This window comes from Nostoc sp. DSM 114159 (assembly GCF_053470285.1).
Map to the genome: position 1 here is coordinate 2,271,657 of NZ_JBPFEH010000001.1, position 25,584 is coordinate 2,297,240.

The following is a 25,584-nucleotide window of genomic DNA, read 5'->3' on the forward strand; positions in this document are numbered from 1 at the left end:
TCTATTCGCTATCTTCAATGCCATTCCATTGGCTGATGCGGAAAACAACAAATTCCGCCGGTCTGACGGGACAAACACCGACTTCAATATATAAACGTCCTAAAATTCTGGTTTCTGGTGGGTTCAATTCTTCGTCGCACTTGACATAGAATGCTTGGGCTGGAGATGCACCAAATAAAGCACCTTCACGCCAGATACGTTCTAAGAAGTTACTGACGGTGCGGGTGACACGCGCCCATAAATCTTGGTCGTTCGGTTCAAAAACTACCCACTGAGTCCCTAATTCTAGGGATTTCTCGATATAGCTAATTAATCTACGCACGCTGATGTAACGCCACTCTGTTTTATCTGGCTCAACTAAAGTGCGTGCGCCCCAAATGCGGATACCTCGATTGGGGAAGCTGCGAATACAATTTATCCCCAAGGGGTTTAATAGTTCTTGTTCGCGGAAGTTGGTGTCATAGCCCAAACCAATTACGCCTCTGGGAACTTCATTTGCTGGGGCTTTGTAAACTCCTCTGGTTTCGTCGGTGCGGGCCCAAACACCCATCACATGACCGCAAGGAGGTACTAAAATTGGATTACCGCGATCGCGTGGATTAGGTACTTTAATCCAAGGATAATAAAGGGCCGCAAACATGGAACGACGGTTAAATCTATTCAACCATTCCACTACTTGTTGCGGTTTGACGGCTTCCGGTGGCGAATCAAGTACAACCATGCGGTTGGGTGGGTTGGGAATATCGCCACTGGCAGAACCCTCGCACATACTAATCATCAACTCGATGATACCGTGGACTTGATCTAAATTCAGTACTTGCTCTTGATAAGCCCGCATCACATCAGGACAAGCCAGCATTGTGATTTCATCAACTTCAAAGATACCGCGTACCCCGGTGCGATCGTCTCGAACCCCTTCTAAATTTTGTGAAAATCTATCGGGTGTGGCAGCGACAATGGGCGGTGCTAATTCGTATTGACCATTCACCGGACGACGAGCTAAAGGTTGTCCGCTTTGAGTGATGTCTTCTACAGTGACATACATCGAATTTCTCAATGCTGTCAGTGCATAAGTTGCTACTTGAGCATTAGGGTCGCGGTTCATGCTCAAGTTTTCGTATTGCTCTAAAAGTTCATCTCCCCGACGAATTTCGATGGTGAAATATTCGCCTGTATTGGGAGGCGCTTCTCCTTCAGTACCTTCGGGTAGAGGGCGGGGCGAACCATCAACAATTACAATATTTACTAATCCACCTGATGCTTGCTCAGGGCGCAATGTAAAGCGCAGGGCTGGACGATTACCTCTAGCGTTGATTCTGAGGGTAGCCGGTTCTGGAGTTGCAGGTCTGGGTGCGCCTGGTAACTGAGTCCCAATGCTTGTTACCCAGCAACGACCGCCACCATTCATAAAGTAGCCGTAGACTGAAAAGGGTAAATAGGCGTTGAAGTCGGTGAAGCCGTCAGAATTAGGACGAGCAAAGTAGTTTAAAAATTGCGTCCAAGTGGTTACTAGCATGGGCTTGTATAACTCAGCCCCACCGCGAACGTCTTCTGTAAAGCCTACAAATCCGGCAACTGCTGTGCTAACACCTTCAATTGGTCGGCTACCCCGGTCAATTTCTTCGATGTAAACACCAGGAGCAAAGTAATCAAGTCTAGCCATGAAAGTTTCTCCAAGTCAGTAAAAATCTAATTATTCAGGAGTTAGAAATATTTCTTTGAAAGTATTACTTTGGTTATCTACCAATGCATTGACGTTTTGAGGTAAATAGCCTGGATGATTCAGAGTCAAAACATAATTACCTAAATGAAGGTCTTCAAAGAAGAACAGCCCTTCTTTAGTAGTTGATATGGACTTGTCAGTTCCCCTCACAGCCACTTCTGTCGCTACCAACGGCAGATTTGTCACCGCACTTTTGACAATACCCGCGATCGCAACTCGCCTGGTTAATACTAAACTGTCACTATCGCGAGACAATTGATTTCGCAAATTGAAAATTCGCTCCCAAACCAAAGGCACTGGAGCCGGTTGTGGCTCGAAGGGTATTGTAACTGTCAAATATAAGGCTGAACGCAATGGCACATTGAGAGCGCTCCATAAAGAGCCAATCTCAATTGGCGGCTCTAAGGCAACTGTCATGTTCAAATTACCATAGCCCCGTAATTCAGGAACCAAAAACTCTTCTTCCAAGGTGCGATGGCGCAACAGCACAGTCAATGCCTCACTAATAAAATGATGCTCACCTAAAGCTGTTCTATCCCAGGCTGTTAATAGCAGCGAAACATCAAACCAAGCTGGTGCCCAATTTACAGTGGCAGGTTGTAGAGCGCGTGTTAGCTTGCGTTCTACTTGCCTGCCAGAATGTTGTACCTGCTTACTCTCACGTATATCAAAAATATATAAATTGAGAGTCGGGCCTGCTCCCTCTTCCCTACGATTACCAGGATGGCTAAAGTCAATTTGCTCTGTACTGGTAAGTGAGGTTCCTCCAGCGAGAATTTCGGCTAAAGTTTGAAGAACGAAGATAAGCATGAAGGTGTGCTGCTGGTAGCTAATCCAGATGCATCTACAGTATATGTATCGGGCTTCTAAAGTTAATTAGACTTTTGTCGATATTTTTTAAATCAGGTATTGGGTCAAGAATCCGTAAAGCAGCAACTTCAGTTTGTAGATTAATCTGGAGCAGTTCTTCAGTGGAGGCACTACATTTTTTTCTTGTGAGGTGGATTGAAAAGCATTGGTGTCAAGTTAAGGCAGAAGCCCAAATGTCAAAGGTATGTTCGTCGAATTCGGGCAGTCGTTTATTGAATTCGGGGCGTCGTTTATTGAATTCGGGCAGTCGTTTGTTGAATTCGGGGCGTCGTTTATTGAATTCGGGCAGTCGTTTATTGAATTCGGGCAGTCGTTTATTGAATTCGGGCAGTCGTTTATTGAATTCGGGGCGTCGTTTATTGAATTCGGGCAGTCGTTTATTGAATTTGGGCAGCCATTTATTATTTTTGTTCAATTTTAATTTGAGGAGGATAAAACCTAAACACAAAAAGACTTTTCATCCAGTAAAGAGCGATGCACTGAGCCGGTCGTTGTGTCCCTAGCTATACTAGTTGACCCAATGATTTCATCCTAACTTGACACTAATGGCTGAAAAGACATCCCAAGTAGTCCATTAAGCTAACGAAAGCTTGGGTACGTAGTCAATACTACTCGGGTTTTGCATTTTGAATTGAAAGTTTGGTTTTGGGAAAGGGTTAAAGGGTAAGGTTTAAGGGTTTTTTCTTTCCCTTTTCCCCTTTCCCCCAAAACCCGACAAGTATTGGGTACGTAGTAAGCATTTCAGTGCTTAACATCAGGACTAAAGTCCTTACTACAAACTTGTTTACACAGCAAAGTTAGCTTGATAATACACATGTGAATACAAACCTTAATAATTATTTGTATGAATTATCTCAAAAGAGAACTTAACAAAAAAATAAACATTCCTGAAACTGCATAATTTTATACTGGTCAGCAGAAGAGTAAAAACATTTAGTTGCAAAAAGCGAGTGAAGCTATGACACTAGGCTTTTCTGTACAAAAACTAGACAATGGCTCTAATTATTTGAGTTACTCAGACATCCAAAGCTTTTGTCAGCTTGAGTCTGAGCAGTTAACTAGTCAGTATCCAATTTTTTTCGCTCGGATTGTCTATCATGATTCATTATTGAGAGCTAATCAAGAGGTAATAAATTATGGTCAAGACCAAGTTCCTTTTTCTTCAAAAACTTTAGCTTATTTGCGCTCGGAAGCATGGCTGACAGATTTTCCGCCTGTTTTGACTTTACAAGAATTTCATCTGAAGGACTTTTCATCTATTTCTTACATTTGCCCCATATCCTATAGAAATCAGAAAACTGAGTATATTCAAATCATTACTCATGAACCTCTCTCGTCGAGTTTACAACTATATGTAAAACGCTCTGCTATGCTACTGAGTAAATATGTAGATATTTCCTTGGATTATGGCAGACAAAAAACTGAAATTAAACTTCTAGAAGATATCTTGCATCGAGTCGGTCATCAATTACGTAACTCTTTAGGACTCATAGGATTGTATGCACATAATTTATGCTTAGGTTTAAAGGATAGCCCTTGGCAAGAGCAAGCAACAATCATCGGCGAAAGTATACAAGATTTAGATACTAATTTAAACGAACTAATTGATTGCGGCCAAAGTTCAAAGTTAAGGGTAACATTTCAAGATTTAAGAAGTTTAGTGCTTGAAAGTCTCACAAATTTAGAACCTCTAATTAGTCAGAAAAAGCTTAAAATATTGATTCCCGATACATCGACAATACTGAAGATAGACAAATTACAAATGAAACAAGTTTTTGATAATATCCTCAGTAATGCCGTTCATTTCAGCCCTCATTCAGGAACTATTACCTGTACCTGGCAAATTTTTCAAGATGAAGTTTTAATTAAAATCTCCGATCGAGGACCAGGATTGTCTCAAGAAGACTTACAAAAAATATTTACCCCATTTTATTCCCGACGCCAAGGAGGTACAGGACTGGGTTTAACTATTGCTAAAAAAATCATTTTGGATCATCAAGGAAGTATCTGGGCACAAGTTTTATCAGAAAGTGGGGCACAAATTTCGATGATTTTACCTCGACCAAGGAATGTGAATTAATTTATAATTCATCAGAAAAATATGATTAATGATAATAATAAACTTTCGGTTTTACTCGTAGATGATGAAGAACGCTTTCGTCAAGGTTTACGTACTCTCCTAAATTTTTATAGTATTAATTCTGCGTTACCTGTAGAAGTTATTGGTGATGCAGATTCTGTTGAGCAGGTTTTAAAGTTTACAACTCAGAAGTGTCCAGATTTAATTTTGCTGGATATGCAATTGAAAGGATGTGATGGAATTACAGTTCTGGCACGTCTAAAAGAAGCTGCTTACAGTGGCAAAGTTTTAGTATTGTCGGCTCATCAAGAAGACGATTGGATTTTTAGAGCGATGCAGGGAGGAGCCGCAGGTTATGTGTTTAAAAATCGTGTAGCAACCCAATTATGTGAAGCTATTGACACTGTAACTAGGTCAGAAATTTATCTACCTTCAGAAGTTGCTAGTCGATTTTTCCGGTTTTTTCAGGCTTATTCAGATTCTTGTGTAAAAGCATGTCATGAGGTGCATTTAACCGAAAGAGAGCAAGAAGTTTTGTACTGGTTAACTCAAGGTGCTTCTAATGAAAAAATCGCTAAACATTTGTATGTAACAGTTGCTACTGTTAAGGCGCATCTCACCAGTATTTTTGAAAAATTAAAGGTTACTAGCCGGACTCAAGCGATTGTAACTGCCCTCAAGCTAGGATTAGTTCATGCTTGAGCGCGACGGAAGTAATCGGCGCAATTCACGAAACTTTTTGGATATGGCTTCATTTGAATCTTTTTATCAAGAATACCCCTGCTCGTACAATTCTCCCTTAAGTTGCGATCGCCCCTTCCAAACGGCGCAGCAAATCAAGGGCGCTAAGTTTTGCTTGGAATGTGGTTTTCCAGCAACTTTACCACAGGAGGGTGAGATTAAAGGAAATCAGGGAACTTATCAAATAACTAGTTTTGTCGGTGTGCGCGGTTTAGGGCGCTTATATTCAGGTGTTCAACTTAAGGACAAACAACCTGTAATCATCAAAGAATACCTGCTCCCGAATCGTTCTTTTAATGAAAGTGAGACTCAAAAGCGGAAAGAGACTTTTAAACGGGTAGGTGGGGTAAGTTTAGCCGATAGTCGAATTCAAAACTTTCGTCTGGTGGAAACGAAAGAAGCGATCGCAGATGAAAAAGGAGAACGCTGCTATCTTATTACTCAAGGAATCGAATCATCCCAAACTTTAGGTAAATATCTCATAGAAAAGGGAGCAATGACATCTCTTGAGGTGCGGGAAGTACTAAATCAAGGTTTACAAACTCTCCAGTTTCTCCACACTCAAAAGCTGCGTTTTCCCTCCAATCAAACACAACTAGGTATCACTCACGGCAATATCAATTTAGATAGTATTTTAATTAAAGTAGAAAATAATCAAAAATTTTCTATATACTTTTGTGATTTAGCAATCTGGGAAAACTTATTTATTCCCCCAATTATTCCTCAACCTGCTGCCGCCAGACCCGATCAAGATTTAGAATCATTAGGATTATTAGCCTTTTATTTATGGGTAGGTCGGACAACTAATTTTTCATCTAACCAGCCTCTCGACCCTAGAGATAATCAACAATGGCCGGATACTGATAGCTATTTAAGGCAATTTATTTATCGCTTAATTGGGTTGGAAACTCCTTTTGAGAGTGCAGAAGCGGCTCGTAAAGCACTGCTAGAACTTCCTCAAGAAGATCGTGCTAAAAGTTTAAATTCAGCGCGAGCGCCAGGTTCTCAAGAAATAAAAAAGCCTTTGCCAATGCCCTTACTTTTACTAATAATCCTATTTTTATTACTACTTGGTGGCGGAATTTGGTATTGGCTATGGGGTAGGAAAACAGATAATCCTAATCAATATATCCAATGGTCTAAACTTGTACGTAATTTTTCCGAAGTCCCCAACGTTCCTTCTGGACAATTTACTTATACAGGAGAAAAAGATAGTACATGGAGTTTTGTTTTAACGCAATTAGTGGACAACAGCCGTTTAGCAGATTTATTGACCAGACCAAAGCCAGATGCAACCGCAACATTTGACTATAAATCTGTTTTGTCATCAAATATAAATAATCCGATTAAAAGTATCGAAGAAGTTCAAACAAACAAAAAAGATTTTGCCATTACTAGTTTGGTAGATAACATTACAGATAAACTTGCGAAAAAAGCAGTAGCCTATGATGGTTTACTTGTTTTTGTCGCATTTAATAAAAGAGACTCAAATCTTGCCAATGCTCTTGGGGGGCAAATTAATCTTGAGCAATTGCGTCAAATTTACACAGGTAAAATTACTAATTGGCAGCAGATTAATCCTAAACTGCCAAATCTGCCTGTGAAACCTTTTGCCCCAACCGAACCGGAAGCAATCAGTAAATTTCAACAAATAGTTCTGCAAAATGCTCCTCAAGACGAAGCTTTATTTGCAGCGAAAGTTACTAAACTTGATACAACAAAAACCCAAAACCTGATACGCAGTGAAACTTTAGATGGGCGAACTACTGGTATTATCAGTTTTGGGATTATCAGTAAAACTTCGAGTCAGTGTACTGGCTATCCTCTAGCGATCGCAGATGCTAAAAAGTCCGCTATTCAACCTCTGTTTCAAAAGCGCGATCGGCGCTCAATTAATCCCTCAGATGATTTGTGTCAACATGATGATTATTATGTTGATGTCACAACTTTCCAAAGCTACCCCTTGGGATACCCTATTTTTGTAGTGTACCCTAAAGACAGCAACCGCCTACCTGGTGGTTCTACATTTGCCCAGATGCTAACTACTCGTCAGGGTCAGTGTTTACTTAGTAAAGTAGGTCTTGTAGCTTTACAACCTATGCCTGATGATATAAAGTCTTATGCCTGCAAATCGGTGCCCTAATCCTAGTTGCGAATATTTTAACCGCGCCCTGCCTAACAATGCTAAGGTTTGTCCCTGGTGTTCTACCCCGGTGGGTAATGTAGTTTCTGCTACACCACAATCACCTAGTCAACCTCCACCTATTCAACAACAACCTAGTCAACCACCTGTTCAGTATCAGCGGCCGCCTACAGACCAACCTTACCAAGCTCCCCAACAAGCCCCCATTGATTATTCAACAGTCTATCAGCCACGAGTTTCCTATCAACCAACGCCACCTGTTTATACCCCCCCGCCTCAAAGAGCGCCAGCCTTAAAGCTGATTCATAGCACCGGCAGAGAATTTCACCTCATTGGGGAAGGAGGTTATATTGGTCGCCGCAGTCAGAGTCCAGGCATAGCGCCGCCAGAAATTGACTTGACCGGCATTCCTAGTGAGGGAATAGTTTCTCGTCGTCATGCGCGAGTCGATTGGGACTGGTCGCAAAATTCTTACATGATTGTTGATATGAGTACAAATGGTATTTATTTAAACAACAATCCTTTGACTCCCGGTATGCAGTATCGTCTGCTTAATGGTGATTCACTGCGATTTGGCCAAGACAACCTAGTTAATTTCACTGTATATGTAGTGTAGTAAAAAGCTAATTTGGTCATCAGCATTCTTTGTTTTGGAAAGAGACAGCGATTCATCGCATCTTTGTGATTATTGAGAATTTTAACGTGAGTTCGATGAACCTCTCCTTCCCAGCCTACCTTTGGGTTTCCCAGAGGGAGGAGCAACGAAAAATTCAGCTTTTTGCTTCCCTCTCCGTGTCGGAGAGGGGTTGGGGGAGAGGTCAAATAAGACTTGTCGAACTGACGTTAGAATTAAGTCAATCAAGCGCTATACATCTTACAGCGATTTTCAATCGCGCACTTGGCTTTTATTGTTTTGCAACACTGACCTTAATTTTAATACCGTCCTCTTCTTGCAATGCTTGGCGTAGACGATCGCGAACCTCTGTCAAATCTGGCTTTAGTCCGATCGCTCGCTGATAGTATTTGATTGCAGCCTTAATATCTCCTGATTGGTGGTGAACCTTGCCCAAATCGTAATTGAGTCCAGCATAGCGATCTCGATCTGCTGCGGATAGCTTGTCTTGTGCATAGAGGACGGTTGCGATTCCTACTTCAGCTTCAAGGTAGTTAGGTTGCAGGGCTTGGGCGGTTTGGTAATGTGCGATCGCCTTGTCCAAGTCTCCTTGTTCTTGTAGGACAAATCCTAGATGATAGTGAACTTCTGGTTGGTTTGGATTGAGGACGAGAGATTGCCGATAGTATTCCGTTGCAGTTTCAAAATCATCTGCCTGTTTGCAGTGGTTGCCTAATTTATAATTGAGGGTAGCAGAATGCGCTTGTTTTTCTAAGGGCAGCTTTCCTTGAGCATAAAAAGCATTTGCTAAACTCACTTCGGCTTCAAGATAGTCGGGTTGCAGGGCTTGGGCGCTTTGGTAATGTGCGATCGCTTCGTCCAAGTTTCCTAGTTTTTGGAATGTGATGCCGAGGTGATAGTGAGCTTCTGCTAGAGTGGGCTGCATTATGATGGATTGGCGATAGTATTCGATCGCAACCTTGAAATCACCTACCTGTTTTCGTTTGCTACCCAGTTCGTAGTTGAGGGTGGCGTAATGCAGCTGTTTTTCTGGGGGTAATGTTCCCTGAGCGTAGTGGGCATTTGCCAAAATTACTTCTGCTTCGATGGAGTTGGGCTGGAGTTCTTGGGATTTTTGGTAATGTGCGATCGCGGCTTCCCATTGATTCTGTTGTTGCAACGTATAGCCAAGATTATGATGGATTGCTGATGAAAGTATTGAGGATTCAGAGGGGAGTGCTAAAGCTTGCTGATATGCTGCTTCTGCTTCTGGTAATTGATTTTGAGCTTGATGCAAGTTGCCTAAACTAAACCAGGCTTTCACATATTGAGGTTGCAACTCAAGGACATTTCTGAACAACTCTTCAGCGATCGAGTACTTTTCTTTGCGGTGCATCAAGACTCCTAACCGATAAAGTGCGTCTGGGTGTTGAGGTTGCACGTTGAGAATTTGACGATAACCTTGCTCTGCTAGATCGAGTCGGCTGGTTTGTTGGTAATGGATAAAACGGTGGAGCGCTTGAGGAATTGTTCTTAAATTTAGCGCTTGATTTTGGTGCGATCGCTTGGGCTGGATCGCCATAGTTTTGATCTGACGGGCTTTAGCGCCAAACGAAAACTTGTATGCCTCGTTGCCTATCAGGAAATCATAGACTTTAAATTTATTGTCGATCGCATGTTGAATCCCATAGGCATGAAGAACCAGACCAGAAGAAAACTCTTTTACGGTGTCGTCGCGACCTGCAATGAAGAAGAGAGCCGTTTTGCGATCGAAATCCATTAGGTTGGCGATCGCACCTAGCGGTTGGTTTCCTCGCCAGAGAACTGGTAAGTATAAGCTTTGGTGTTCAAAGCAATGACGCAAAACCAACCCAATACTCTCTGTAGCTTTTTTGCAGTAGTCTGCGCCTTTTCTGCCTTCCCAATTGGTTTGCCAAAATCCTAAGAGGATCTCTAGATGAATATCTAAATTCTCTGCGTTGACCTGAGTCAGGTGGAGCTCGTTGGAGCTTTCAACTTTTCTCAAGAGGCGTCTAATTTTCTGTCGAGTGTTGGAGCTAACGACGGTTTGCAGGTACTGTTCCCAGTCGTCTGGTAAAGCGATGTACGGAACAATACTATTGTCGATTTGATCTACTAAATCGCTCAACCGTTCCTGTTGTGCCAATTCAAAGGCTTCTGTGGAGAACTGATCCAAAAATCGGTTCATTCGACATTTGCTTGTTTGAATATTTGCGACTTCAAAAATAGACCAAGTTTCCTGTTGTTGCTGAAGGAATTGGGCAAGGGCAGAAGTGACTGCTACTTCGTACTCTGGCAAGCAAATAAACCCAAGATGCTCTGCATCTGCAACTCCCATCATCGACAGACGACTCTGGAGCCAGCCTTCGGGATGTTCTGCGATCCCAATTTCTAGCGGAAAAAATGCCACATACTCTGAAGTTGGGGTAGTTGATTTTGCCGCTAATATAAACCACGCGGCACGGGAATGGCTGCACAATCTTTTCACCACACCAGATAGCCAAGTCCAAGACAAAAAGAATTGAGCTTCCGGATCGGTTTTGTATACGGAGTCCCAATGGTTTCTGATCGTTTGAAACGTTTCAAAATTATCAATGATCTCAATTTCGATGTCTTTCATATTGACTCTCTAGCAGATGGAAGGTGACGCAGTTGCCAAAAATCTCCTAGCTGAAAGCAGCCAAGTTTCGCTTTCAAGAGCCAGGAGATTTGTGAACTATCAAAAGCTAAAGTGGAAGAACCCAGGTTTGCAAGTATGAGGTTGCGGCGATTCCGAAATGCTAGAAAACGTAATCCGGCACGCTGGGAAGGTTATACAACCATTTGGGTTCCACAACACTCACTCAATTTCTAGTCTTTGCCGTAGTATTTGCCGTGGTCTTTACCGTGGTCTTTGCCCCAGTCTTTGCCTCAGTATTTGCCATAGTCTTTGCCATAGCCTCCGCCTATTAAAGTGTTTGCGGATTCAGCTTGCTCTAAGTAGGTCAAGTCGTTAATAATCATTTAGATTTCTCTCCTGAATCAAAAGTGATTTTTGTTAACTGTTTTAGTCTTGACGCGTCAACTTTACTTGGACTTAGGACAAAAAATTTCTTTTCTTAAAGTGTAGAAAAAACCTGGATTGTTGCGGCGGCGACCGCGCTTACACAAATGATGTGCTAAAATTACTTGCCCTCAAGCGCCTGTTCTTTTACAACTACAGTAATAAAACATGTAATACAATCTATCTAAAGAGGTAGAAAAATTTTGGTTCTTCAGTAGATAGTATGCGAAAAGGTTTGCAAATAGCCTGAAACCTTTGCTTGATAATGAAATTAATGCTAAAACTGCCTATAAGTCCTGATTATCAATGTATTTTACGGACTTTAGACATCGTAATGTTTTCAATTTTATCGTCAAGTTAATTGCGGGTTTTACTGCTTATACTTATACCAATTTGAAAAATGATTGCGACAGATGGGAAACTGAAACACTTATCCAATGGATGTTTCACAATCCAAAATCTAAAATCCAAAATGGTATTATTTGCCTTAACAACAATTTATTGATATCTACCCCCAAGACTTACCTGCTCAACATCCTACTATCTTTAGTTAGTCAACTCACATTTATTAAATCCAAAATCCAATATTCGGCCATTAGTCATTTTCGGTTATCCCAAAAGACAAAGGACAATGGACAAATGACGATGGACAGAGGACAAAGGAAAAATGAGCAATGTATTTCGGGAATTTCTGCAAAAAGTAGGCAGCGGAAACCACACATCTAAGAATTTAACTCGTATTGAAGCAGCCACCGCTACTCAAATGATGCTGCTGGGTGAAGCGACACCAGCCCAAATTGGAGCCTTTTTGATTGCTCACCGAATCAAGCGTCCTACGGGAGAAGAGTTAGCCGGAATGTTGGATGCTTATGAGGAACTGGGGCCAAAACTGCAACCCATAGCCTCTGGGCGACCTGCGATCGCTCTTGGCATTCCTTATGATGGTAGGACACGCACAGCACCGATTAGTCCCGTCATAGCTTTACTACTCGCCGCAGTGGGACAACCAGTGGTAATGCATGGTGGCGATCGCCTACCAACGAAGTACGGCTTACCCCTGATAGATATTTGGCAGGGTTTAGGAGTCGATTGGACTACTTTACCCCTAGCCCAAACTCAACAAGTGTTTGAGCAAACGGGAATCGGCTTTATTTATCTACCTCAGCATTTTTCCTTAACTACAAGTATTTGGGAGTACCGCGACCAACTTGGCAAACGTCCGCCGTTGGCGACAATGGAGCTAATTTGGTGTCCTTATGCTGGGGATGCTCATGTAATTGCTGGGTTTGTCCATCCACCTACAGAAGGGATGTTTCAGATAGCTTTTGGACTGCGGGGAGTGACAAAATTTACATTAGTCAAAGGATTGGAAGGTAGTTGCGACTTACCGCGCGATCGCACTGCAATCATCAGTTTATCTTCATCCGTAGCACCCCAAGAGGTAGAACGATTACACCTCGTACCGCGCGATTACGGCTTTACTACCAAGAACGTACCCCTTGGAACTACTGAAGAACTGGTGGCGGATATTCAAGAGGTTTTGGCAGGTAAACCAGGTGAATTGATGCAAACAGCCTTGTGGAATGGCGGATTTTATTTATGGCGCAGTGGTATTTGTTCAGATATGCCAGAAGGTTTAGCTAAAGCAGAAGAATTATTAACCAATGGTGTAGCAGCAGCTAAACTCCAAGAACTGAGCCAGGTAGTAAATTCAGTATCAGCAGATGTACCCTTTAGGGTGTCAACGACTTCTCCAAAATAGATTTTTGTTCCAACCAATCTTTACCTACTTGGATACTGATATCCGATGCAAGGTTGCCAGTGCTTTCCACCCGCACTTCTCCAAATCCCAAAGTGCTGCGAATTGATTCGGCACTGTCACCATCTCCTTGTTGGGCGACAATATGAGTTACATCTAGAGGTTCACCCCATGCCTTGGCCACATAGATATTGCGATATCCAGATTTTTCCAAGGCTCTTATTAACGGTTGCAGGTTAGAGCGATCGCCACCTGTACTATCTTGAATTGCTACACGCAAAGAGCGGGGGTTAGTTGTACTTGCCAGCTGTTCCTGTTCTGACTCCACACCAAAGTGTTGAGCCATCAGTTTCGCAATCCCATCTTTGTTGGGCAACCAATAGCTAGCATCAAACTCATTCTTTTCGCTAAAGCGACCTGGCAGCATTAACATTTGCATATTAGAGCGATTTGTCCGCACCCCAAAACCCATTAGTGCCACTAACTCTTCAACCGTCAAGTTAGTATCAATGTGGTCTTTCACGACATCAAGAACTTTAGGTAATTGAGCAACAGTCGCTGGGTTGAGTGTTTGCTCCATCAAAGCGCGGATGACCATTTGCTGGCGCTGAATCCGACCAATATCACCGAGTTCGTCATGGCGAAAACGCAGCAATTGTAGTGCCTGATCGCCGTTGAGATGCTGCTTACCCGCCTTCAAATTGATGTACAAATGCTGAGAATCATCTTGATATTTCATATCTTTAGGGACGTAGACAGTCACGCCACCCAAAGCATCAATCAGCTTGGCAACTCCCAAAACGTTAATTCGGATATAGCGATCGATTCCCACCCCACCTAAGAGATTACTGACGGTTCTAGCAGTCAAAGCTGGTCCACCGTCAACATTGGCAGCATTAATTTTTTTCACTCCATATCCCTCTATTTGCGTGCGGGTATCTCTGGGAATGGAGAGCATATTTATTTTTTTCGTCTCTGGATCGAATTTGACCAAGAGCATCACATCGGAAAGACCATCAAAAGAGTTGACTTGGGGCAGGTATTTGAGATTTTTGGTATCTTCAGGAGGGTTTTGGATATCTGGCGGAAGTACGCTCATTCCCATCACTAAAAGATTCACTGGACGAGTTAATTCTGAAAATCGCAGCACACCTCCAGAAATGCGCTCGCTATCAAAGGCCGCCTCATCCTTTGGAGTTAGCTGGGCTTGTTGCAAAGGCGTACTCGTCAAAGACACCGCCAAAAGCGCCCCCGCAGTTGCAGATACCATCGCAATACCACCCATACCTACCCAAAACCACAGCCACCGTCCTGATGTCGAGCTTTGGGGAATTTTTTTATTGGACTTTGAGGCTTTTCCCGACTGGTTTTCTTCCGCCGAACTTCTTTGAATGGTCACAGACTTCCTCACACTTACTCACTAATCAAATTCAGTAATTTTGCAGACTAAAAACACCCAAACAAATCAACCCATAATAGCTAACTCTTAATTATCGGTGCTAACTTTTTTAATGTAGTGTCAACCACAACACTTATAGCAGCATTTATTCTTTTTTTGGGACAACCTGGAGATGTTTTACTGAAGTATGGCAATAATAAACTGGATTTGACTAGATATATAAATAAATCTGCCAGAAATTTTCTAAAATTCAGTAAAAACACCGACAATTTATCGCTTTAAAAAATTAAGATAAATACTTGCCAAGCACTCGTTCAGCTAAACTACTAAACCCTGGTAAACGACTAGATTTGCCCTGCATTAGGCGCAAAATCAACCAAATACTTACTAAAAAGTAACCTGACGTAAGAAAGCTATTGAGGATAAATAGACGTAGCGGAAAAAAATCTGAAGTTGCTGCCCCGGTGGCTAATAATAGATAACTCAACAGCCAAGTAAGTGCCAAAGTAATAGACAGACGACTAATAGCAAGTTGTTCCCGATTACCCTGGCCTCGATAGAGCGTCCACAAAGATGGAAAAAAGCCGACGATCGGAACTAAATGTAAAAGCAACTGTGTTTTAGGCATCGGGGATGGGGCATCAAGAAGAGACAAGGTAGACAAGGAAGAGGGGAGAGACTTGGGAGAGACTTGTCCCCCTTGTCCCTCTGCCCCTCTGCTCCCCTGCTCCCTGGCTCCCCTGCTCCCTGGCTCCCCATTCTCTTTTGGTTCAAAATTCTTCATTGGGGTTAGTCTAACTCCTAAACTAGAAGGATGAATAAGACTCATATAGTTAGAGATAATAAGCTGTAAAGAAAAATTTCATTTAGTTCTATTCCGCAATCAGCTCAAAATGCAGACACGTAAGCTACTCGACTGGTGGCAAACATTTACTCCAATAGCGCGAATCGGGGCGATCGCGCTATTCGCTCCGCTGCTAGTTCTCAATGGTTGGGCAATTTCGGTATTTTTCAATTATTTCCATTCTCTCATAGTCATTTTAGTCGGAGCCTCAGTGCTAGCATTTCTGCTCAACTACCCCGTGAGTTGGATGGAGCATCATGGTGCTAGGCGAGAGCAAGTTGCTATTTTAGTATTTCTCTTGGCTTTATCGATTTTATTGGCGTTGGGTGTGACACTTTTTCCCTTGGCTCTTACCCAAGCACAACAACTGGTGGCGCGTTTGCCAGATTTAATCGACTCTGGACGCTCTCAGTTGATGATCTTAAACGGAAAAGCTGAGACTTTTGGCTTACCGATTAACCTCGATGCTCTGGTGGTGCAAATCAACGATCGCGTCAAAGGACAATTACAAGCGATCGCTGGACAAGTTTTAAATCTGGCTGTACTGACAGTTACTAGTCTGCTAGATATTCTCTTGACGATAGTTTTGACTTTTTATCTTTTACAGCATGGGGGTGAACTCTGGGAAAGTTTAGTTGAATGGCTACCTAATAAATTTCGCGAGCCTTTCTCCAAAACAGTCCGCCTCAGCTTCCAAAATTTCTTCATCACCCAGTTGATTTTATCTACCTGTATGGCTTCAGCCCTTATTCCTACCTTTTTGTGGCTAAAAGTGCCCTTTGGATTGCTATTCGGACTAACTATTGGCCTGATGGCTCTCGTTCCCTTTGGCGGTTCTGTAGGCATTGCCCTAACTACACTATTGGTAGCGTTGCAAGATTTTTCAATGGGTGTGAGAGTGTTGATCGCAGCGGTAATCGTACAGCAAATTCTCGAAAATTTAATTGCCCCCCGAATTTTAGGCAATTTTACTGGTTTAAATCCAGTTTGGATTTTAATTTCGGTCTTAACAGGGGCAAGAATTGGCGGACTGTTGGGTGTAATTGTGGCAGTACCTACAGCTGTTGTGATTAAGACTGCTTTAAGTGCCTTGCGTCCTGGTACCGCAACAAACGACAGCGCCATTGGGGAGATAACTGCATCCGTTCCAGGAAATGAGTCATCGAAAGCCGACGACAACAAAACTTTGAGCATTTCTGAAGCAACATTGCCTTAATACAAGAAGGCAGGAGCAGGAAGTGTATCATCAGTTATTTATCAGGAACGGTAAGGGGCAAGGGAAAGGGTAAAAAGCTATTGCTTCTATGGTGGGAGACTATTATTAACCTTTTTCCCTTTACCCCTCTTATTTTTGAAATTCTGTTGCAAGCGATCGTTTAATATCAAAATTTTCCAAATACTGTGAAAAGTCAGCCTTTACCACCAGAAATGAATGCCAATTGATGTTTGCTTCAATATTCTAAATAGCTTTTAAGCTTTTAAATAAATCTAACTTTCAGAATCATTATCTAATTTAGAATTTAGGAGAGGAAACTACTTTGCAAGAAGTGCTTTTAAATTGCAGCACGGGTGAAATTGCTAGGTTCTGCACTTGCCGATCGATACCATCTCCCTGAATAATCACCTGGGAACGTGATTGAATTAATTCCCGAATTTGTGGACAACCTAGAACAGAATTCAGTTCTGTTAAAGCAAAGAGAAGTTCTATGTTTAATTTATCTAACGATGGTCGCAATGTCTGGTTTAAGTCTGGCACGTTAGGAAAAGATTTAATACCTTGCTTTTGCCAGTTTTGAAAATCAGTGGTTTGGATGAGTTTTCCGGCTTTTATTTGTGCTTGAAAAAATGCTGCAACTGTATCGGGTTCTAAATTATGGATTGTTGCTTGCTGCCGAACCTTTAATAGTAACTCTTGTTCGCGCTTTAGATCCTCAATAGGACGTTTGTGATTCCATTTCCATCGGGCTACATCATGTGCGATTAACAATCGGTGCTGGATCAATTTTAGTAATTTATCTACAGGCAGTTGTTGTTCATCTACCCTAATAGCTTGGAGATTTACTAATTTTACTGGTTTATAGTTTTGAGCAACGAAATATAATTTGAAGTTTGCAGCAACTACTGTAGTACTGAAAAAAATTCCAAAGAAAATTATGATGACAAACAACAGTGGATGCTTTCTAAAAAAACTTAAATTCATAGAAAAAAGCTTATATACCATGCTAATTAGCACAAATCATCAGTAAGTAAAACGCTGTGGAAAAACAAAACTATGTTAATAAAAATTAAATAGACTCAAACCCTCTTCCCTCCTGCCTCACTTCTCCTGTCGGAGACGCTCTTGCTAGCTTGCTTCCACGAAGTGGTACGACTAGGCTCAGTGACCACCTGCCTCCTGCCTCATCTCAACGATAAATATTCACGCCGACCTACTTAAATCGATAAAAATACAGTATTTTCAATTTCAAACAAAATATCTCATAGTTACTGACAAAAAGCAAATTCAGGCTTATAGGGGTATTCTCGCATTTCTCACAAGCTTGAGGTGCAGAGAGGTAGAGGGGAAAGAACTTGTACAAGAACTCTCCCCTGCTCCCCTGCACAAGGTTTTGAGAGATGTGGTGAGACCGGGTTATTGTCTCCGTCAGCAGGGATTACGTGCTGCTCAAAGAGATGCTAAACGCGGTCGTAAATTGTTCCAAACAGAAATTCAGCGGATTTGGGCATTGATAATGTAGGTAGATGTAGAGCCGATTTCTTTGTTAAAGATGACTTTTCTCAGCACTGAAGATAATTCACGCCTTGAGATTACAGCTTGAAATGAACTCTGCAAGAATTGCTATTTGCTGAGTAAATTGGGATATAGATGCGGAAAATTTTTCTGGGTAAACTTGACCAGCAAATGGTAATGAAAAACTATTATCAAGATTTTTTAATTCGTGATTGGGTGAAAAGCGATCGCACAAGAGCCGCCGAAGTCATCAGTTATGTATTATCAGAATACGGTCTGGGTTGGGAACCCAAGGGTGCTGACCAAGATGTGCTGCGAGTCGAGGAATGTTATTTAGCTACTGGGGGAGAGTTTTGGGTAATTGAACACCAAAGTCAGTTAGTAGGTACTGGAGCATACTACCCCATACACCGAGGTGAAAAAGCTGTAGAAATCCGCAAAATGTATCTTTTACCCAGCATCAGGGGTTTAGGATTAGGGAAATATTTGTTACAACAGCTAGAAGCAGCGATCGCAAAGCGTGGTTTTCAACAAATTTGGATTGAAACCGCCAGTGTTTTGGTGGAAGCAGTCAAGCTGTATGAAAGCAATGGCTACACTCCAGCAACAGGAGTGGAAACAACAAGGTGCGATCGCGTCTATGTTAAGTCATTGGTCAATAGTCATTAGTCATTAGCTAAAAACAAAGGACAAAGGACAAATGACAAATAACAAAGGACAATTCTAAATGCACCCTTGGATTCAAAATTTTAAAGGCTTACTCAATCTTTTTCTCCAATCCCATTGCCCTCTATGTCAACGCGCAACTTCCCAAGAATTCTGTCAAAACTGCACCAGACAACTGCAAAAATGTCAACGTAAAGACCCGATTTCTCTATGGCAAGAGCCTATACCAGTGTTTGGCTGGGGGGAATATGGTGGCCCGGTGAAACGAGCGATCGCAGCGATGAAATACGAAAATCAACCCCAAATAGCTCGTCCTTTGGGTCAATGGTTAGGAGAAGCATGGTTGTTAAATTCACCGAAGCGAGATAGCCAACCTGTAGTAGTTCCCATCCCACTCCACGCTAGCAAACAAAAGCAACGTAAATACAATCAAGCCGCACTAATAGCACAAAGCTTCTGCGAAATAACTGGATTAAAATTGAAACTAAACGGTTTAGCAAGAGTGCGAGAAACTGAAGCGCAGTTTGGTTTATCGGTATCTAAACGAGAGAAAAACTTGGACAACGCTTTTGCTATTGGACAAGAATTTCGCCATCGTCCCCCAAATGTTCCAGTGCTGTTGGTGGACGACATTTATACTACTGGTGCTACTGCCAGGTCTGCTGTGCAAACACTTCGTCAGTATAAAATTGTGGTCTTAGGATTAGTAGCTGTAGCTACTGCTGTCAAAGACGGATAAATCAAGAGTTAATAATCTAACTTTGGCAGATAAGTGCATAAATTGACCTAATTAACCTATTTTTGTAGAAAAATTGCTTGAAATGTATGAATAAAGTTTTTGCGGCAGGTTTAAAACAACTCATCATCATTCCTGCCACATTGCTGGCAATAGGCATAAGTACAAGTGCAGTTGCTCAAAATAAGTTGTATAGTCCAATTCCTTTATCTAACAGTACTGAAATTGACGATCGCCTTTCAGACAAAGATATCCCCACAGGTCAAGGTGGGTTTGCCCGTGATTACACTGTGAAGTTGCAGAAGGGCGACAATTTAGCAGTTGACCTGTCATCGGAAAACTTTGACAGTATCATCACACTGCTGGCACCTGATGGTTCGACTTTAGCAGAAAATGATGATGGCCCTGATGGTAGTAGCAATTCCTTACTCTTTACTCGCATCGTAGAGACAGGGAATTATGTTATTCGTGTCCGGTCTTTTGGGGAAACTGGGGTTGGGGCTTTTAAACTCAAAGTCACAAAGTTGCAACCGATTAAATGAGTGCTGAGTGCTGTTAGCGGTAGCGGGGCGTTTAGCCCGTGCTGAGTTAGGAGTTAGGAGTTAGGAGTTAGGAGTTAGGAGTTTGGAGTTTTAACTCCTCACTTTTCACTCCTCACTCCTAACTTCCTACAGTAGTCAATACACAGAGAAATAAGGCTTCAGTCCACTCAACGACTGCGCCGTAGGTATCTCCAGTGTGTCCGCCTAGTTTATGGTTGAACCATGCACCAGTTAAAGTGGCGATCGCACTTCCAACAACTATGATTGTCAGTGCGAGAAATAGCTGCTGGTTATCTATTAGCCAAAGTAAACCACTCAAACTAAACAACAACAACAATCCCGGTAACAAATCTTTGTAAGAACGAATGGCTTGTTTGTGAAGCGCGCCTTTACCAGTTGCTTTCAAATAAGGATATCGGGCGATCGCTAGTTGTTGTCCCCAACGTCCCCAGCCGCAAGCAGCCATCAGCAATAACCAACGGTTTTCTGGCATATCCGTCAAAGCTGTTATTTTCAGTAGTACCAAGGCGATCGCAGCCATTGCTCCAAAGGCTCCTGTAGCACTATCTGCCATTACCTCCAGTCGCCGATCTCGGTCGCCTACTGCTAAACCATCGGCAGTATCCATTGCCCCATCTAAGTGCAATCCTCCAGTTATGGCAATCCAAACACTTACTACCAAGGCACTACGAGTTAACACGGGCATACCAATATAATCCATCCCCGTATCTAGCAACCCTAAAATTCCCCCAATTATAACTCCAACAAGCGAAGCAAGACGTGCTACTCTTTGAAAGTCCAATCCGTTCAAATACGGTAACGGAATACTTGTGTAAAATATAATACTAGCTGCCAGCTTTAACAGCAGCTTTTTCCACCACTGTTGCTGTTTCGTCATCTGAATTACATTAATTTTTGGTAAATTGCTGGATAATAGTCATAATTTCGGTAAAACCGACATCAGTAGACTTTAAAACTTTAAATAAGATTTACTTCTATTAAACATTCTCGTTGAAAATTTTGTTATGCTGGTCTAAGTGGTAAACAAATAGTTTTGAGTATTTTTTTATACAAAAGCGATAACTTAGGAAGTTAAAATTCCATCAAAGAGCAAAATTTGTATTTTGTATTCGTTAACTAAAAACTTACTCCAAATTATTAGACGATTGCCCCATAAAATTGATATTTTTTTAAATGTAGGGAGTAAACAAGCTATTCAATTATGACAGTTTAGCTATGTTGTTGCCCTCCTTAGCTCAATCGCAATTTTCCTATGAGTCACCATCTACCCGACACCAGGATACCAGCTCCGTGCATTATTAACACGGGCATCATTGTGAATAAGCTCGACATCCGGCGATTGCTGGCAGATTTAGGTCGAGTCCACTACATCTACACCCAAGAAGATAAGGTACTGAGCGAGGGTGAAGGGGATGTGATGGAAGTTTTTGCCAATCCGCAAAGGTCTACCTTAGTGGCTAACCGCGCGCTATATCTGAATGTTTGTAGTTTTGATTATTTAGAACTAAAACAGTCGTCGCAACAAGAAACCTACTTCGATTTGATGCAAGAAGGATTGTGTCTGCGGTTAATTCCCCGATCGACACCTTTACAAGAGCGACGAGAGCGAAGCTTCAATGTCAGCGCTATAGAAGCGATGATGGAACAAGTACTCTCAGCCAAGTGGGATGCAGAAATTGACGATGACTGTTCTGATTCTTTCTAAATAACAATTGTTTAGAGTATACACTCGTAAATTTGGTAACTAGGTTAGTAATGAATGCTTAAGTGTTCGCTAAAACTCAACTACCAATATTGATGTTTGTCCATCATTTAGCCAAATATGATTAATTTTGCCCTAATACCATTTGGTTTTATGGCGCTAGTACCGCAAGGCAAAAGCCAAAAGTCACTCATGCTTGAATTTTGGGCTTTCTGGCTGTAATGAAATGGTAGGTTTATTTCTGCTGCGTTGTACTAAGTAGAAGGACTAAATTAAACCTAACTTGAGATTAGCGGGTTTCGACTTCGCGGAAGTTGAATCTCGACTCACTTCGACGCCGCTCAGTGCAAGTCGCTCGATTACCGCGTAGTCGAAACTCAACCCTCGTCTTCTCAAAGGTCGAGCATTGAGCGCAGTCGAAATGCCTCTTCTAAATAATTGTGTCCACTTACTTAGTTATGGATTTTTGAAACTCTTTATCGATTAGTGTTTCACAATCCAAAATTTAAAATCTAAAATTCCAAATGGCATGAGTGCGAATTTTTCTTTTCAATGTCTTGCTTGCTGTAGTCAGACAAAAGCTAGAGCAGGAGTGTTTTTCACCCCTCACGGTCTTGTAGAAACGCCCAGATTTATGCCAGTAGGAACGCTGGCAAATGTCAAAACTATTACTCCATCTCAGCTACGAGATACTGGGGCACAAATGATCTTATCTAATACTTATCATCTTCACCTACAACCAGGAGAAGCGATCGTGGCTGGGGGCGGTGGGTTGCATAAATTTATGGGTTGGAATGGTCCAATGCTCACAGATTCGGGTGGATTTCAGGTGTTTAGCTTAAGCGAGATGCGAAAAATTACTGAAGAAGGCGTAACTTTTCGCTCGCCTCATGATGGACAAATTATTAACCTAACACCAGAGCTATCCATTCAGATTCAAAATACTTTGGGGGCTGATGTGATTATGGCCTTTGATGAGTGTCCGCCCTACCCAGCGACTCGCCAAGAGGTTGAAACTGCAACTGAGCGCACTTATCGCTGGTTAGAACGCTGCATAACGGCTCATCAACGCAGCGATCAGGCGTTGTTTGGAATTGTGCAAGGGGGGGTGTATTTGGATTTGCGTTGCCATGCGGCGGAAGCTTTGGCTAAGTTAGATTTGCCCGGATATGCCATTGGTGGCGTGAGTGTAGGAGAACCGCCAGAATTGATGGCTGAGATTGTCAAAGTGACAGCACCGCTTCTACCCCGCGAAAAGCCGCGTTACTTGATGGGCGTAGGTACTTATCGGGAAATGGCGATCGCGATCGCATCTGGTATAGACTTGTTTGATTGCGTCATTCCCACCCGCTGGGCAAGACATGGTACAGCGATAGTTCAAGGCGGACGCTGGAATTTAAAAAATGCGAAGTTTCGTGAAGATTTTACGCCATTAGATGAAACTTGCCCCTGTTATACTTGTCAAAATTTTAGCCGTGCTTACATATCTCATTTGGTGCGATCGCAGGAAATTTTAGCTTATACCTTGTTGAGCATTCACAACATTACCGAACTAATTCGCTTTACGCAGCATATTAGAGAAGCAATATTGAGCGATCGCTTTGTTGCAGAATTTGGTCACTGGCTTACCGAAGAAAGCAAAGATGCAGAGGATTAATGACAAATGACAAATGACAAATGACCAATGACCAATGACCAAACCATGTTAAGATACTTCTCAATTATGAAAGCTGTGTTGGATAGGTGGATTTAAACAAACATGGAAGCAGCACTTTTATTAGCAAAACTGCCAGAAGCTTACCAAATTTTCGATCCTTTGGTAGACGTTCTCCCAGTTATCCCGGTATTCTTCTTGTTGCTTGCTTTTGTTTGGCAAGCAGCTGTGGGATTTAGATAAGTTAATCTATTGTTCAATTTATAGGACAGGTAGACTACCTGTCCTATTTTTTTGCAGTGTCGTGTTTGAGAAAATTAATATTTATTAATATTTTGCAATGAATTATTATAATAAATAAGATATTAATCAAGCTATGTCAATATGAAGCCTTGAAAGCCAAGCTTACAGTCAAGGAGGAATCAGTTATGGGTAATATCAAATTCGTTAAAGAAAATAAAGAAGTAGTGGCAGCAGATGGTGCTAATCTCCGGCTCAAGGCGATACAAAATGGCATTGACATATATACATTGATTGGCAAAATGACCAATTGCGGTGGTTATGGACAGTGTGGTACTTGTGTTGTGGAGATAGTCGAAGGACTAGAAAATCTTTCCCCCCGCACAGATGTAGAAAACCGGAAATTCAAGAAAAAGCCAGAAAATTATCGCCTTGCCTGTCAAACTTTAGTGAATGGCTCAGTCAGCGTAGTCACGAAGCCTTAAGTTCTCAAATTTGTCATGTATCCAGTCAGTAGTCAAAATACTTACCAAAATTGAGTTTCTTCTCTACAAGACGCTACGCGGACATTTTGAATACTTCGACAAGCTACCTCGGCTACGGTTCCATCGAGCGGAGTCGAGATGCTCGGCACAAGTCAGTACAATTTTTGAATTTTGAATTGGTATAACTCTGTCATCGATAATGCTATCCTAATGTTGTTGACTGGAAATTTAAGAGAGGCTTTCTTGCCATGCAAGTTAATGACCTGGGGTTCATAGCGAGCATTTTGTTCGTACTAGTCCCCGCTGTGTTTTTACTAATTCTTTACATCCAAACTGCTAGCCGCGAAGGTGGAAAAGATAGTTAAGAGTTTGTGTATAAAATAAATAACCCCTGCGCCAATAGTGTAGGGGTTTTTATTTATCAACTATCCATTTAGTGCTGTTAGCGTAGCCTGTGCTGAGTGCTCAATAGTAAAGACAAGAAAAATCTTACTTCTTTACTATTTTATTACAACAATTATTATACTCAGCACTGTTTACTTTAAGCGATTGTCCGCGCTAACAATACTGGACAAGTGGCATTGACTCGAACATAGTCAGACAAAGAAGATCCGATGAGCCGATCTATATCAACAAAACTCTTAGCGATCGATGGACGACGATCTGGAGAACCGAGCAATAATAAGTCTATATTCAACTCTTCTGCCAATCGACAAATTTCTTCACCAGGTTTGCCACTGCTGATATAAGAACGAGATTGGATGCCTTGTTTTTCAGCTTCGGCAACAGCTGCTGCTAAAACTGGATTTTTGTCTGGGTTAACCTTAGTTATTTCCGATTTTTTACCGCCGAAATCTGTACTAATATTTGCCAAAATTAATTCGCCACCTGGAATATCTCGCAGTAAAAACAATGCCAATTTCAAGCAATTTTTTGCTGAATCAGAATTGTCTATTGCCACCATAATTCGCTTAATTCTTTTAACATAAATGTCATCTTTTACCAGCAACATGGGGCGAGAAGATAGCTGGAAAACATACTGACTGACTGAGTTCGATAAAATCGATTGCAGCCGCTTCAGTCCGCGTGAACCCATAATAATCAAGTCAGCATCGATTTCATCAGCGACCTGGCAAACCACATCTTTAGGGTCGCCTTCACGCAAAATTGAAGAAACTTGGCTAGGATCTAAGTTCAAGGTTTGAATGGCATTTGCCAGAATTTTACCACCATTTTCCCATTTAGCTGTCATGGTAGTAGCAGCATTTTGTGCTTGAACAACATGCAAAATTGTAACTTTCGCAGATTGAATTGAAGGGATTTCTTTCAGGGTTTTGAGCATTTCCTCTGCGTGTCCCAATCCCGATACAGCCAGCAAAATTCTTCTGATCATCTTACGTAATTTTTGTGAAGTTTACTTTTGTTTTCGCTGTTGGTACTTGGTGGTCGGATTTTCAGCACCTTGCTTGATAACCTAGTTAGTAAGTCGGTACAAATAAACTTTATTTTTTAGTATTTAACACTCAAACAAACAGCAAAGGATAAAAAACTAAACAAATATTTAAGTTTAT

General features: G+C 41.8%; 23 protein-coding genes. 15 read left to right on the top strand and 8 right to left on the bottom strand.

Annotation, left to right across the window (positions count from 1 at the left end; genetic code table 11):
• Nucleotide 1: 1 nt before the first annotated feature.
• Nucleotides 2-1,663: a phage tail sheath family protein gene (locus tag ACR5KR_RS09250; protein ID WP_445626817.1), complete on the bottom strand. Its 1,662-nt coding sequence runs from the start codon at nt 1,661-1,663 to the stop codon at nt 2-4.
• Nucleotides 1,664-1,693: 30 nt separating this feature from the next.
• Nucleotides 1,694-2,533: a Pvc16 family protein gene (locus ACR5KR_RS09255; protein ID WP_322693800.1), complete on the bottom strand. Its 840-nt coding sequence runs from the start codon at nt 2,531-2,533 to the stop codon at nt 1,694-1,696.
• A gap of 244 nt (nt 2,534-2,777) precedes the next feature.
• On the opposite strand from ACR5KR_RS09255, the gene ACR5KR_RS09260 reads away from it, so the two are divergent.
• The 5 genes from ACR5KR_RS09260 to ACR5KR_RS09280 all read left to right on the top strand — a co-directional run bounded on the left by ACR5KR_RS09260 (nt 2,778) and on the right by ACR5KR_RS09280 (nt 8,173).
• A complete protein-coding gene (locus tag ACR5KR_RS09260; protein WP_448266289.1) occupies nt 2,778-3,014 on the top strand; it encodes a hypothetical protein in 237 nt (78 codons plus the stop codon).
• A 537-nt stretch (nt 3,015-3,551) separates the two neighbouring features.
• The gene (locus tag ACR5KR_RS09265) at nt 3,552-4,673 is read left to right on the top strand and encodes a sensor histidine kinase (protein WP_448266290.1); all 1,122 of its coding nucleotides are present in this window, start codon (nt 3,552-3,554) and stop codon (nt 4,671-4,673) included.
• 21 nt (nt 4,674-4,694) lie between these two features.
• Nucleotides 4,695-5,375, top strand: a complete 681-nt coding sequence (locus ACR5KR_RS09270; RefSeq protein WP_445626814.1) for a response regulator transcription factor — start codon at nt 4,695-4,697, stop codon at nt 5,373-5,375.
• A complete protein-coding gene (locus ACR5KR_RS09275; protein ID WP_448266291.1) occupies nt 5,368-7,557 on the top strand; it encodes a substrate-binding domain-containing protein in 2,190 nt (729 codons plus the stop codon). The genes ACR5KR_RS09270 and ACR5KR_RS09275 overlap by 8 nt, the downstream gene beginning before the upstream one ends.
• Entirely contained in the window at nt 7,535-8,173 is a 639-nt protein-coding gene (locus ACR5KR_RS09280; protein WP_448266293.1) for an FHA domain-containing protein, read from the top strand. Before ACR5KR_RS09275 ends, ACR5KR_RS09280 begins: the two co-directional genes overlap by 23 nt.
• Nucleotides 8,174-8,462: 289 nt before the next feature.
• On the opposite strand, the gene ACR5KR_RS09285 is transcribed toward ACR5KR_RS09280, so the two are convergent.
• A complete protein-coding gene (locus tag ACR5KR_RS09285; protein ID WP_448266294.1) occupies nt 8,463-10,811 on the bottom strand; it encodes a GNAT family N-acetyltransferase in 2,349 nt (782 codons plus the stop codon).
• A 1,090-nt stretch (nt 10,812-11,901) separates the two neighbouring features.
• Here ACR5KR_RS09285 and ACR5KR_RS09290 point away from each other — a divergent pair.
• Nucleotides 11,902-12,996: an anthranilate phosphoribosyltransferase family protein gene (locus ACR5KR_RS09290; protein WP_448266295.1), complete on the top strand. Its 1,095-nt coding sequence runs from the start codon at nt 11,902-11,904 to the stop codon at nt 12,994-12,996.
• Here the strand turns inward: ACR5KR_RS09290 and ACR5KR_RS09295 are convergent.
• On the bottom strand, nt 12,968-14,392 hold the full coding sequence (locus tag ACR5KR_RS09295; RefSeq protein WP_445626810.1) for an LCP family protein: 1,425 nt from the start codon (nt 14,390-14,392) through the stop codon (nt 12,968-12,970). The two genes, ACR5KR_RS09290 and ACR5KR_RS09295, sit on opposite strands and share 29 nt — an antisense overlap.
• A gap of 286 nt (nt 14,393-14,678) precedes the next feature.
• Nucleotides 14,679-15,020, bottom strand: coding sequence for a hypothetical protein (locus ACR5KR_RS09300; RefSeq protein ID WP_322693865.1), 342 nt, complete (start codon nt 15,018-15,020; stop codon nt 14,679-14,681).
• A gap of 265 nt (nt 15,021-15,285) precedes the next feature.
• Here ACR5KR_RS09300 and ACR5KR_RS09305 point away from each other — a divergent pair, with 265 nt between their 5' ends.
• Nucleotides 15,286-16,452, top strand: a complete 1,167-nt coding sequence (locus ACR5KR_RS09305; protein WP_445626809.1) for an AI-2E family transporter — start codon at nt 15,286-15,288, stop codon at nt 16,450-16,452.
• Between the two features lie 297 nt (nt 16,453-16,749).
• Here the strand turns inward: ACR5KR_RS09305 and aroQ are convergent, their stop codons facing one another.
• Nucleotides 16,750-17,436, bottom strand: a complete 687-nt coding sequence (aroQ, locus tag ACR5KR_RS09310) for a gamma subclass chorismate mutase AroQ (protein ID WP_448266296.1) — start codon at nt 17,434-17,436, stop codon at nt 16,750-16,752.
• Between the two features lie 708 nt (nt 17,437-18,144).
• Here aroQ and ACR5KR_RS09315 point away from each other — a divergent pair.
• From ACR5KR_RS09315 to ACR5KR_RS09325, 3 genes are all read left to right on the top strand, one after another.
• The gene (locus tag ACR5KR_RS09315; protein ID WP_445632144.1) at nt 18,145-18,636 is read left to right on the top strand and encodes a GNAT family N-acetyltransferase; all 492 of its coding nucleotides are present in this window, start codon (nt 18,145-18,147) and stop codon (nt 18,634-18,636) included.
• 58 nt (nt 18,637-18,694) lie between these two features.
• Complete coding sequence (locus tag ACR5KR_RS09320) at nt 18,695-19,372, top strand: ComF family protein (RefSeq protein WP_448266297.1); 678 nt, start codon at nt 18,695-18,697, stop codon at nt 19,370-19,372.
• An 86-nt stretch (nt 19,373-19,458) separates the two neighbouring features.
• Nucleotides 19,459-19,911, top strand: coding sequence for a PPC domain-containing protein (locus ACR5KR_RS09325; protein WP_322705848.1), 453 nt, complete (start codon nt 19,459-19,461; stop codon nt 19,909-19,911).
• Between the two features lie 118 nt (nt 19,912-20,029).
• Here ACR5KR_RS09325 and cobS read toward each other — a convergent pair whose 3' ends face one another.
• The gene (gene cobS / locus ACR5KR_RS09330) at nt 20,030-20,809 is read right to left on the bottom strand and encodes an adenosylcobinamide-GDP ribazoletransferase (RefSeq protein WP_448266299.1); all 780 of its coding nucleotides are present in this window, start codon (nt 20,807-20,809) and stop codon (nt 20,030-20,032) included.
• 375 nt (nt 20,810-21,184) lie between these two features.
• On the opposite strand from cobS, the gene ACR5KR_RS09335 reads away from it, so the two are divergent.
• The 5 genes from ACR5KR_RS09335 to psbM all read left to right on the top strand — a co-directional run bounded on the left by ACR5KR_RS09335 (nt 21,185) and on the right by psbM (nt 24,378).
• Complete coding sequence (locus ACR5KR_RS09335) at nt 21,185-21,637, top strand: hypothetical protein (protein WP_322662022.1); 453 nt, start codon at nt 21,185-21,187, stop codon at nt 21,635-21,637.
• A gap of 526 nt (nt 21,638-22,163) precedes the next feature.
• Nucleotides 22,164-23,291 (top strand): tRNA guanosine(34) transglycosylase Tgt, encoded by a 1,128-nt coding sequence (tgt, locus tag ACR5KR_RS09340; RefSeq protein ID WP_448266300.1) that lies wholly within the window; start codon nt 22,164-22,166, stop codon nt 23,289-23,291.
• 102 nt (nt 23,292-23,393) lie between these two features.
• Entirely contained in the window at nt 23,394-23,531 is a 138-nt protein-coding gene (locus ACR5KR_RS09345; RefSeq protein WP_006195022.1) for a photosystem II reaction center protein K, read from the top strand.
• Nucleotides 23,532-23,716: 185 nt separating this feature from the next.
• Complete coding sequence (locus tag ACR5KR_RS09350) at nt 23,717-24,013, top strand: 2Fe-2S iron-sulfur cluster-binding protein (RefSeq protein WP_322676274.1); 297 nt, start codon at nt 23,717-23,719, stop codon at nt 24,011-24,013.
• Nucleotides 24,014-24,261: 248 nt separating this feature from the next.
• On the top strand, nt 24,262-24,378 hold the full coding sequence (psbM, locus tag ACR5KR_RS09355) for a photosystem II reaction center protein PsbM (protein WP_084227279.1): 117 nt from the start codon (nt 24,262-24,264) through the stop codon (nt 24,376-24,378).
• Between the two features lie 176 nt (nt 24,379-24,554).
• Here psbM and ACR5KR_RS09360 read toward each other — a convergent pair whose 3' ends face one another.
• Nucleotides 24,555-25,406: a universal stress protein gene (locus ACR5KR_RS09360; RefSeq protein WP_448266301.1), complete on the bottom strand. Its 852-nt coding sequence runs from the start codon at nt 25,404-25,406 to the stop codon at nt 24,555-24,557.
• Nucleotides 25,407-25,584: the final 178 nt, after the last annotated feature.